Genomic DNA, 11,165 nt, shown 5'->3' with positions numbered 1-11,165 from the left:
GCTTGATGAATGCGTACCGAAACCTCTCAAACGCGAACTGACCGATTATGAAATTTTTACAGTTGTAGAGATGGGTTAGGCAGGTAAAAAAAATGGTGAACTACTTCAACTTATGAATCAAGCAGGGTTCACTATTTTGGTGACTACAGATCGGAATTTGCGATATCAGCAAAATTTGCCACAGTCTGGAGTTTCGATTGTCGTAATGGTTGCTGCGAGTAATCGCTTGTCCGATCTCGTACCTTTAGTATCAAATGTTCGTCATGCAATAGACACAATCGCCATAGGGAAAGTTGTTGAGGTAACGGGCTGATAGTAAAAAAGCATAGCAAAGCTTAAACGACCGAGTAGCGATTGCACCTCATGGCTCGATAGGATGTTATTGGAACCTATTGCCTGTTTTGATGTCAATGACCGAGCAACGCGATCGCGAATTGCCCTCGTCCGACCGAATCACACATGAGACAGTTAAAGAGTCTCAGAGTGACGGGATTCATGCTGTCTGGAACCAAACAACAGCAAAGATAATGCAACTTCTGCCTGTAGATCGAGCAGCACAAACGATAGTCAACTGGTTCAGCGTCAGCGATGAACGAGTAGCGGAGATTTTAGCGACGGTACGCGCCGAACTACCCACGACAGAAGCTTTACTCATTGGCAAACCCCAGGCGGGAAAAAGTTCGCTCGTGCGCGGCTTAACCGGAGTTTCAGCCGAAATCGTCGGACAAGGATTTCGCCCTCATACGCAACATACCCAACGCTATGCCTATCCGACTAACGATCTGCCGCTACTCATTTTTACCGATACAGTGGGATTGGGAGATGTAAATCGAGAGACGCAAGCGATCGCCCAAGAACTGATTGGAGATCTGCAACAAGCTAGTCAGGGTGCTAGAGTCCTGATTCTCACGGTAAAAATTAACGATTTTGCTACCGATAGCTTAAAACAAATTGCGCAAACGTTGCGCCAGAAATATCCAGATATACCCTGCTTGCTAGCTGTCAGTTGCTTGCATGAAGTTTATCCTATAGGGACAGCCGATCACCCAGACTATCCACCTCAATTTGATGTCGTGACTCGCGCCTTTAGTGCGATTCAACAGAACTTTAGCGGCTTATACGATCGCGCGGTTCTTATCGACTTTACCTTAGAAGAAGATGACTATAACCCAGTGTTTTATGGTTTAGAAGCCTTGAGAGATACGTTAGCTGATTTGCTCCCAGAAGCCGAAGCTAGGGCAATCTATCAGTTATTGGATGAAAAAGCAGGTCAGCAAATTGGCAACCTCTATCGGGACGTGGGACGGCGCTACATGCTTGCCTTTGCGATCGCCGCCGCTACTCTAGCAGCCGTACCTTTACCCTTTGCTACCATGCCCGTACTCACAGCCGTACAGGTATCAATGGTCAGCCTCTTAGGGAAATTATACGGACAGACATTAACCCCGTCGCAAGCAGGGGGCGTAGTCAGCGCGATCGCAGGGGGTTTCTTGGCACAGGCAATCGGGCGAGAATTGATTAAATTCATTCCTGGGTTTGGTAGCGTCATTGCTGCTTCCTGGGCTGCTGCATATACATGGGCGCTAGGAGAGGGGGCTTGTGTCTACTTTGGTGACTTGATGGGAGGCAAAAAGCCCGATCCGCAGCAAATTCAAGCCGTGATGCGATCGGCGTTTCAATCAGCACAAGAACGATTTAAAGGAATTAAACGTTAAGAAACCAAAAATATTGCTAATTCTTCAGTAGAGCGGATGTTTGATGTACCGGTTCGGTGCAGCATAGATAGTATTATGCAATGCAGTAGTCTTTGAGGCAGAAGAGGATGGTATCTACTTTAAATGAAGCCCTAGAATTTATCGCAAATTACGTGCCACCGAAATCTCCCGATGGTCGTGTTGCTTATCCAATATTGGAAGACGGTCTGAGTTACGCAGAAATTAAGCAAAAGCTGAAAGATTTACCCTTTGACTTACCCACAGAAGTTTACGAATTATATCAATGGAGTGATGGTGGCTTTTTAGGCAACTTACCATATCCAAATCGAAGCGATCGCAGCGAATACGCTAAAATCGACAAATTTATCTCTTTAGGGAGAGCTGTATCCCTGGCGAAAGAGTGGGGGAACGGTGCTTTTCCTCTATTTGAATACGAAGATGGAGATATTTGTTTTACCGTTGGCTCTCAAGTCAAGCAAAGAGTTGCGCCTATCTTTTGTCGCCATAAATCTTCAGTTGCAGAGCAACCGAAATACGATAGCTTGACGACTATGATGGTGAAGCTGGTAGAAGGAATCCAATCGGAAACGAGTCGGAGATAAGTCAACTAATTTATTCTCTATCAATTGGAGTTTGAGCAGGTTTTACATTGTTGCAAAACTCCTATTAAATTTTATTTCTAAGATATATAAGAGTGGGAATTTAATTGTAAATACGATAATAAATTATGGATGGCTTGTAATTGCTGCTCAGATGCCTCTGGGAATTCTTTAAATTGCTCAAATTTTGCACCATGCACGACGATAAATTGCAACACACCCGGATTTAGGAGCGAGCAGGTAATTAGAGAAACTAAACTTGAGCTAACTTATCTCGCTTAATAATTTATTTACTGTTTTCCCCGCTACTGACCAATTAAGGCGAGACTGATATTCATTAAATGCAGAAAGAGCTAAAGCTCGATACTGAGAATAATTAGAGAAAATATCAGAAATATACGAGCAATAATCAGCGACATTCGTATTTGTTGAAAATAACTTACCGTTTAAGCCATCTTTCACAACTGTTGAAATTCCACCTACATCTGTAGAAATACAAGGAACAGCAAACGAGTTAGCTTCACAAAAAACAACTCCGTAGCATTCTGCTCTTGAAGGTAATATTAAGAAATGAGATTCAGCTAGTAATCTATTAATTAATTGTTGTCCGTCTTGCGTAGACTTACTCACAAAACCTAGAACTTTAACATAGCTAGGAAGGTATTCCTGTAAGGGTGGGTGACATCCAGCTATCGTTAACTCGGTTCCGATCCCTGCTTGATTTAACTGCTTAGTTACCTCCAGAGCAATATCTCCACCTTTCCTAAACCAATCGATACCTAAAAATAGTAATTTGCATTTGTTTCTGCTTCTTAAATCTAAAATTGTCTGGATATCATTTATTCGATCGCTGTGTTGAATATTAGCTCCAAAGGGAACAATTTTAACTTTTTCCGGCTCGACACCATAATTTTCAATAGCTGTTTTAGCTGCCCATTCAGATGTATAAATAGCTAATTTACATCTTTCTAAAGCTAGCCTTTCCATAGTGTTGCCATTGTCAATAGTTTCTTTGCATAAGTTACTAAACTCTGGGTAAAAGTTTATCATCCCTGCAAAGGTAGCGTCTGTCCAAAAAACGATTGGCTGATGGCATTCCAGATAAGCAATAGGAATGGTTCCAGGGCTAAATACTATACTTGCGTCGGTAGATAGTTGTTTTTTAATTTGGTGTGCGTAATTTTTAAGAATAAGAGGTTCTCGATCGCGCAAATACATTTTGTGAAATAAACTTTTATATACAAGCTTTTTTGCTTTAAATAACAGCTTGTACTTTTCTCTTAAAGAACCAATATAATCGATTGATATTAGTCGATCTTTTAGAGATTGGGCAATATAATAACCTAATCCCGACCAGTTCCGAACATCTTTAGCATCGTAAGTCGTGACATAAGATATTTTCATAATTGCGGTTTAGACGCAGCGAGCGCAAAAAAAGATTGCCAGAATTGTCTTTTTGATGAAATTCAAATTTATCAGAATATGACTGAAAATAAAATAAAAGCAATCGAACGATCGAATCAGTGACAATAATTATGAGTGATGAAATTACTGGCTGTCTATACAGGAAAGTTCAGCTATTTACATAAAATTCTTAGAAAGACTGCTTGCTCTTGAAAAGTTTTTAGCAATGCACCCTCTCATCGAAAACCAAACTATCTGACTTTTTCTCTTTTCTTGACTTAACTATGAGAATAAGAAGAAAGAAACTTTTGATTTATCAAATTTTATCGAGTCTGAAAAATATTTTGTACCATTTTCTTATCCGTACTTGCCGCAGCGCGATCTAGTGCGTCAACTTCACTAGCATCTAATCGCCAACTCAAAGCACCCAAATTCTCCTTTGCCTGCGCCACAGTTTTCGCCCCAGGAATGGGAATAGTGCCTTTACATATACACCAATTAATTGCCACTTGAGACATCGTTTTATTTCTCGAACTTGCTATCTCTTGCAAGCATCCTAACAACGGGCGAATTCCTGGTAGTAGCTGCCGAAATAATAAACTGCGAATTCCTTTGGGTAAAGCACCTTGGGCATATTTTCCGGTTAAGATTCCCAACGCTAAAGGACTATAGGCAATTAATTTGATTCCCAATTCATCGCATACATCTTTAATACCTAATTCGGTAACGGGATAGGTAGATAGCAACGAATACTGAACTTGTAGCGTAGCGATCGGAACACCGCGATCGCGCAACTTTTTATAGACTTGTTTCAGCCGTTGGGAACCATAATTTGATAAACCAACTCCCTTGACTAAACCTTGTTCGTACAAATCTGCAAGACCATCCAACAGCGCCCACTCCTGCCAAGGGGCATAATTAGCTGTAGACCAATGCATTTGCACCAAATCGACATTTCTACCCAAACGTTCAGCAGAAGCTTTACCAGCCTTAACCATCGATTGACGGGTCAATCTCCAGGGATAAGCAGCTAGTTTAGTGGCAATACAAATATTTTCTTTCCCAGTCCCCTGATATTCTCTCGCAAATCGCCCCAACAACCCCTCGCTGCGTCCGTTTAAGCGCCCAGTACCATAAGAATCACCTGTATCGAATAAAGTCACGCCGTTGCTGACACAGAGATCGAATACTGCTTGTAACTGGTCGTCCATGCTTTCATCGTAGCCCCAGAGCAAGCGATTACCCCATGCCCACGTACCGCAGCCCATTTCTGGAAGGTAAAGTTGACGAGTTTGCATACTTTTCTACCCTCGTTTTAGATCCCCCTAAATCCCCCTTAAAAAGGGGGACTTTGAAATGCTGATTCTCTTCATAAAAAGGAGGACTTTGAAATGCTTGTTCTTCCTTTTTCAAGGGAGGCTTTGAAATGTTTGTTCCCCCCTTTTTAAGGGGGGCTAGGGGGGATCTTCTTACTTCGCGATCGCCTCTTGCAATCGTTGTTTATCCAAATCTTTCTGGTGCAAAATCAGCCACGATTCAACGAGATCCGGACCGTGTAAGTCACCAGTGAGGGCAGCACGGAGCGATCGCATCACCAAGCCTTTTTTAACGTTTTGCTCCTTCATCACCTGTTTAATAATCTCCTGGGTGCTGTCTGCGCTTAATTCAGCCCTGCCATCCAGAGCAGTGATAATTCCTTGAACCACATTATCAGCCCCCGCTTGCTTGAGTTGTTCGGTTGCTTCGGCGCTGAATTCTACAGATTTGACAAAGAATAACCGACACATATCCACAGCATCCGGTAGCCGCGTCAAACTCGCACCAACTAAGGCTGTAATTTTTTCCAACCAAGCGCGATCGCTTACCGGATCGAATTCGTATCCTGCCTCTTGCCAATAGGGTATTAGCAGATCGGTTAACTTATCTACGGGCATACTGTGCAGGTATTGACTGTTAATCCAATCTAGTTTTGCCCAGTCAAATTTTGCCCCAGCTTTATTCACTCGCTCGAAACTAAAGAGCTTTGCCGCTTCCTCTAGAGTAAAGATTTCTTGGGTAGAATCGGGTGGCGACCATCCTAATAATGTCATGTAATTGACGATCGCTTCTGCGACAAAACCCATTTTCTTAAAGTCAGAAATGGATGTCACCCCATCTCGCTTAGAAAGTTTCTGCCCTGTCATATTCAAAATTAAGGGCGTATGGGCAAATTCTGGTATGGCTGCGCCGAAAGCTTCATAGAGCAGAATTTGCTTGGCTGTATTGGCGATGTGGTCTTCACCACGAATCACATGGGTAATGTTCATATCCATGTCATCCACGACAACGGCAAAGTTATATAAGGGCTGACCGATGTTACCATCCTCCGAGCGACGTGCAATAACCATATCGCCGCCCAAGTCGCTACCCCGCCAGCGCATCTCTCCCCGTACCAAATCGTTCCAGACAATTTCGCGATCGTCGTCAATCTTAAATCGAATCACAGGACGACGACCTTCAGCCGTAAAAGCTGCTTCTTGTTCTGGAGTTAAATTTCGGTGGCGGTTATCGTAGCGGGGTGCTTCGTTTCTGGCTTTTTGCGCTGCCCGCATTTCTTCCAATTCTGCTTCGGTGGTATAACAGCGATATGCTAAGCCTTTATCGAGTAAGTCTTGTACTCGTTGCTTGTAGATATCTAGGCGATCTGATTGAAATATGGGACCTTCATCCCAGTGCATACCGAGCCAGTTTAAACCGTCGAGAATATTTTGAGTATATTCAGGGCGCGATCGCTCCGTATCCGTGTCCTCAACCCGTAAAATAAACTGTCCCCCATGATGGCGGGCAAACAGCCAATTAAATACTGCGGTTCTTGCTGTACCGATGTGTAAGTTACCAGTAGGACTGGGAGCAATACGAACGCGAATCATAGATCCAGGTGATTTAGGTTAAACCAATGTAGAGGCGTTACATTGAACGTCTCTACATCAATACATTTTAACGGGACTGACGGGGCTCGAACCCGCAACTTCCGCCGTGACAGGGCGGTGCTCTAACCAATTGAACTACAGTCCCTTAGTCGGACGATTTATCATCATGCCATGTCTATTCTAGCTTGTCAAGCACTGTAGTGAATTTTTTTCAGAGGGAGCGATCGCTTCAAGTACTTGTTTCACGATCTTAGGATGTAATACCCTGCCAGCATGGAAAGGAATTACAACCCTGGTATCTTCTTTAAAATAAATTCTGTGACTTCCTCTTGTCCTAAGCAAGATGAATCCAGCATCAAACAATAATTTTTCTGCTTCTTAGGCAGTCAATCGCGGTAACCTAGGCAACTTGTACCTCTAATGTCATTGTCGATATCTCTTTATTGAAAACATCCCGTTTTTCCTCGTCTGAGAGTGTTTCTAGGTAGAGTTCAACTGCTTCTTGAATATTTGCTTTTACTTCTTCCAATGAATCACCTTGAGTTTGGCAACCCTCTAAACCAGGAGAATAAGCATAGTAGCCATGCTCATCTTTTTCAATTACGATACTAACTTTGTAATGCATAACTACATTTCTTAATTAAATTTGTCTTCAGTCCGCAAAGGCGAACTTTGCCTGTGTATTTCCGCGAATTCTATTCGCCTATATTTTGTAATTGTACTATGTTTACATTAACTATTCATCTGCTGAACAATCTTCATTGTCTCTACGCTTACCGTACAGACTCTTGACAGTAAATCGATGACTTGGGCTTTATAATCTGCAAAGCGATAGGTATTGAATTTTTCGGCGATTGTTGGATCTTTAGGTTTCTTTTCTTTATATTGATCTAATATCCATTCTATGGCGGAACGGTTGCCTAAAAGATATTCCCAAGCAATTTTAGGTACGCCTTCTAAAGTTGTGTTTTCGTCTAAAATGATGCTTCCTTTAGTTTTGTCTACTTTCAATTTTGGTTTAGGTGTACGTGTATTATCTCCGCAGGGTATATCAATTTGTTTTAGAGGATAAGATTCGACGGTTTCATAATTGATATGTAAATCCATCAACTGTTTACCCCAGTTCACCCATTTATGAAAGTCTTCATAGAAGGGTAAGCGCGGAAATTCTCGTTTTAGGTTGAGTTCGTATTTTTTTCGATATTCGGGATTGTGTAATACAGCGTAGGTATAGTGAAAAATATCGAGTTTGGTAATTGCAGAGTCGTTGTAATGGTTTTGGAATTGTTCTAATCCCCAGTTGGTAATGTTGTCAATGCGGTTTCCTTCTTTGTCGTAGCGGTAGAGAGGAATACATTGAGAATCACCTGTTAGATGTAAATCAATTATTGTATTGCTAGCTAAACAGTGAAATGATTTGGTATTTCCGATTGCTGAAATAGCTATATATTTATTATCGGGATCATTTTTATTAAAAAGAGCGAGCCATTGATAAGTCATTCCATTAAAATGCTTATCAAAGTAAAGACTCATTTTAACAAACGGTCTATATATGCTTTGCTTTATACTTTGAGTATCAAAGCTCTTACTTATACGTCGCTCTAAATATTTCGTAAGTTCTCTATCCCACTTAATATCTAATCTATCTTCGTTGAAGCCAGCAAGTTTATTTTTGTATACCTCTATAAAATAGCTCATCTTTTCAGTTAGCGTTTGAGATGAAAAGTCATATACCCATTCATCACGCTGAGTTACAATTCCTCTTGAAAAGACTTGAAACACTGCTTGTTGAGCTTTTCCAGTTTTTACATCTTTATCAACTAAAGGTATTAAATTATCAAAATCATTATCAACCTGGTTAATCCAGTTATGTTTTTTGTCTGGTGTAATATGTTCAAAATCAAGTTGAATAAATTTATTCGTAGATAAAAAATGTAACTTAGCTTCGGCTGTATCAAATTCTGAACAGCGACTATAAAAGATTTTACAGGAATTTAGAGACGCGCTAAAGCGCGTCTCTAAATTTTTTTTCACCATAAAGCATATAGCAACACCTGTTTGAATTCCAAAAACATTATGTGTAGTACCTGAGAGTTTGGGATTCTTTCTTACATCTCCACCTAAATCAATGAGATAAATTTCGCTAAACTCATCAGCAACTATTTTTCTAAATCCATCAAAAGTTCTACCATTGATAAAAGACGAATTTGTAATAAATGATACAACGCCATTCTTACCTAAACGATCCGATGCCCAACGTAAAAATCGAGTATACATATCATATACAACGATTCTGTTCTGAGCTTTGCTCTCTCTAATATATGTATCTTTAATTCTTTTGTCTATCGCTGTGTACGTGCGATTAGCATTATTCTCATTAAAATTCCCTTGTTTAGCATTATATGGAGGATTACCAATAATTACGGAAATGGTTTTGTCATTCTGGCGCTTAATCCTCGCAGTATTTTCCACAGATAGCGCAAACATATCTAGTTGCTTCTCATGAAAACTGGTATGTTCAAGCGTATCGACAAAACAGATATTATCGAACTCCTGATATTCACCCATTTTTTGTTTATAGGTAAACTCAATATTCAAATTTGCAATGTAATACGGCAGAATCGCCAACTCATGGCAGTGAATTTCATTCTTATATTTATACTCAAGCTTATTTTTAGGTAAATACTCAATTAACTCAGTAATAAAAGTTCCCGTACCTGTAGCCGGATCTAAAATTTCCACATCTTTATCAGCTAAAATCTTACCAAAATGTTTATGGGTTAAATAATCTACACTTTCAATCATGAACCGAACGATTTCATTCGGCGTGTAGACAATTCCTAACCTGTCAGCCGCCTTCGGATTATATGCTTTGTAAAAATTCTCGTAAACGGCTTTTAAAAACTTCTGCTTCTCATGATGGTTGTAAATATTCGCCGCAGTTCTTCTAATCACTCCATAATAACGCTCAATTGTACCGAGCAAGTTTTTCTTCGTACCACCTGTAAAGAAGGTATCGATAACTCGCTGTAATTCCCGTGCAATATTATTTTCTCTATGAAACTGCGATTCATTAAATATATTAATAAAAATATCTTCGGTCAAAATATGCTGAATCATCATTTCCCGCACATCCAACAACGTGACTTCAGGATTGATTGATTTTTTGCAAATCTCCCAAAAGTTGTTTCTACACTCTCTAAATGCTGCATTACTTTCATTTTGCCGCTCAATTGTATCTCGTAGCGCATCTAGAATTTTTGGTAAATCTTGTTTAAAAGCTCCAATTGCAGTCCGAAAATCTTTGACTTCGGGACGAACGTAATTAATAAAGGTGGAAATAACTTTATCTAACGCATCCCCATCGCGCATAGGAACGCGCAAAATTTCATTGCTACTCTGAATTAAAAGTGCTGTCTGGGAATCTTCAAATAGAATGTTGCTGTCAGGATAGCCTTTCTTCAGCTTTTTATCGATTTCTTCGTCTAGATTATCAAATTGATCTTTACTTTCCCAATAACCCCAGTCTAAACGCAAAGCGTCTTTTACTGTACCGTCAGGATAGACAAGTTTGCCATTTCTAGTTTTGTAGTCTAATTCGGGAATTAGGTAAAATTCTCTCGGTTTGCAATATTCGTTCAGTAAGTTTTGAAAAGCCACCCGAATAGAAGTTTCTTTGCGCGAACCACCGTATTGAATTACTTTATCTACTTCAGCATGATATTGACTAATTAGTAGCCTAGACATAATTCAATTTATGAATTTTTCATGTCCAAGCTAGCCTGATGAAGATGAGGTAAGCTTCAGAAGGTTTGCCGATTTTTGTTATAGAGGTAGACAATAAATATTGATGTGATAGTTCAATATCTCAGTAATAATGCGCTTGAAAATTTGATGGCATTAGACAAAAGTTTGAATTGACTTCAACTCAGTAATTTTAACTACGCAAAAATTCAGGATGCATAGCTATACACCCTATAGGTTGATGCACTATGTTGCTGTAATATTCTGGCGATCGCTCTCTACAACTCGTACTGTATCGATATAAGATCGTAGGATTGCGATCGCTCATTTTTACTAATGACTGAGCAATAGAACTTGTCAGGGTTTCATAACCCAAACTCTATTGTTATATGAGAGTTAAGTCAATCAATATTGAAACCCAAGCCTAGAATTTTTACTATAGAAATTCATCTATATTCAAGCAAGAAATATCCTATTTGTTAAGTTATAAAATTGTTTATTAAGTTGTGAAAAATGCTAATGACTTTTGCAACAATAAAGTCAACAATTGTTTTAGAGGAAACTAGTTTCGTCCTATCTTACCGGAGGATAAAATAATGAGCCTTGTTGCCCAAGTTATAGCTCAGTCTGATGAAGCAGATCGCTTTCTTAGCCGCACGGAATTAGATAAACTACAAGATTTTTTTAAAACTGGAGAGACGCGACTTAAAGTAGCACAAATCCTATCGAAAAACGAGCAAAAAATTGTCCAAGAGGGTAGCCAAAGATTTTGGAACTGTCTCTTATACACATCT

Annotated in this window: 7 protein-coding genes, 1 tRNA gene and 3 pseudogenes; 4 read left to right on the top strand and 7 right to left on the bottom strand. The window is 39.9% G+C overall.

From position 1 onward, the window contains the following. The 3 genes and pseudogenes from C7Y66_RS33585 to C7Y66_RS28205 all read left to right on the top strand — a co-directional run. Positions 1-313 (top strand): annotated as a pseudogene (locus C7Y66_RS33585) (hypothetical protein); the annotation flags it as partial. A gap of 97 nt (positions 314-410) precedes the next feature. Then, complete coding sequence (locus C7Y66_RS28210) at positions 411-1,715, top strand: GTPase family protein (RefSeq protein WP_106548105.1); 1,305 nt, start codon at positions 411-413, stop codon at positions 1,713-1,715. 107 nt (positions 1,716-1,822) lie between these two features. Next, on the top strand, positions 1,823-2,317 hold the full coding sequence (locus C7Y66_RS28205) for a hypothetical protein (RefSeq protein ID WP_015156299.1): 495 nt from the start codon (positions 1,823-1,825) through the stop codon (positions 2,315-2,317). A gap of 261 nt (positions 2,318-2,578) precedes the next feature. On the opposite strand, the gene C7Y66_RS28200 is transcribed toward C7Y66_RS28205, so the two are convergent. From C7Y66_RS28200 to C7Y66_RS28170, 7 genes and pseudogenes are all read right to left on the bottom strand, one after another. After that, on the bottom strand, positions 2,579-3,718 hold the full coding sequence (locus C7Y66_RS28200) for a glycosyltransferase family 4 protein (RefSeq protein ID WP_106548104.1): 1,140 nt from the start codon (positions 3,716-3,718) through the stop codon (positions 2,579-2,581). A gap of 323 nt (positions 3,719-4,041) precedes the next feature. Further along, positions 4,042-5,016: an aldo/keto reductase gene (locus C7Y66_RS28195; RefSeq protein ID WP_106548103.1), complete on the bottom strand. Its 975-nt coding sequence runs from the start codon at positions 5,014-5,016 to the stop codon at positions 4,042-4,044. A 171-nt stretch (positions 5,017-5,187) separates the two neighbouring features. Continuing rightward, positions 5,188-6,627 carry a glutamate--tRNA ligase gene (gene gltX, locus C7Y66_RS28190; RefSeq protein WP_106548102.1) on the bottom strand — a complete coding sequence of 480 codons (1,440 nt, stop codon included), beginning with the start codon at positions 6,625-6,627 and terminating at the stop codon, positions 5,188-5,190. Positions 6,628-6,698: 71 nt separating this feature from the next. Further along, positions 6,699-6,772 (bottom strand) — tRNA-Asp (locus tag C7Y66_RS28185). A 35-nt stretch (positions 6,773-6,807) separates the two neighbouring features. Next, positions 6,808-7,035 (bottom strand): annotated as a pseudogene (locus C7Y66_RS33580) (type II toxin-antitoxin system HicA family toxin). Further along, positions 7,028-7,252, bottom strand: coding sequence for a type II toxin-antitoxin system HicB family antitoxin (locus C7Y66_RS28175; protein WP_015156295.1), 225 nt, complete (start codon positions 7,250-7,252; stop codon positions 7,028-7,030). Before C7Y66_RS28175 ends, C7Y66_RS33580 begins: the two are co-directional and overlap by 8 nt. Positions 7,253-7,359: 107 nt before the next feature. Continuing rightward, a complete protein-coding gene (locus C7Y66_RS28170; protein ID WP_106548101.1) occupies positions 7,360-10,374 on the bottom strand; it encodes a type ISP restriction/modification enzyme in 3,015 nt (1,004 codons plus the stop codon). Between the two features lie 593 nt (positions 10,375-10,967). Between C7Y66_RS28170 and C7Y66_RS28165 the strand changes: the two are divergent. Continuing rightward, a pseudogene (locus C7Y66_RS28165) lies at positions 10,968-11,165 on the top strand (allophycocyanin); the annotation flags it as partial.

The sequence above is a fragment of the Chroococcidiopsis sp. CCALA 051 genome (assembly GCF_003015105.1).
In the GTDB taxonomy this organism is placed as follows: domain Bacteria; phylum Cyanobacteriota; class Cyanobacteriia; order Cyanobacteriales; family Chroococcidiopsidaceae; genus Chroococcidiopsis; species Chroococcidiopsis thermalis.
This window is presented reverse-complemented; position numbering and strand designations above follow the sequence as displayed.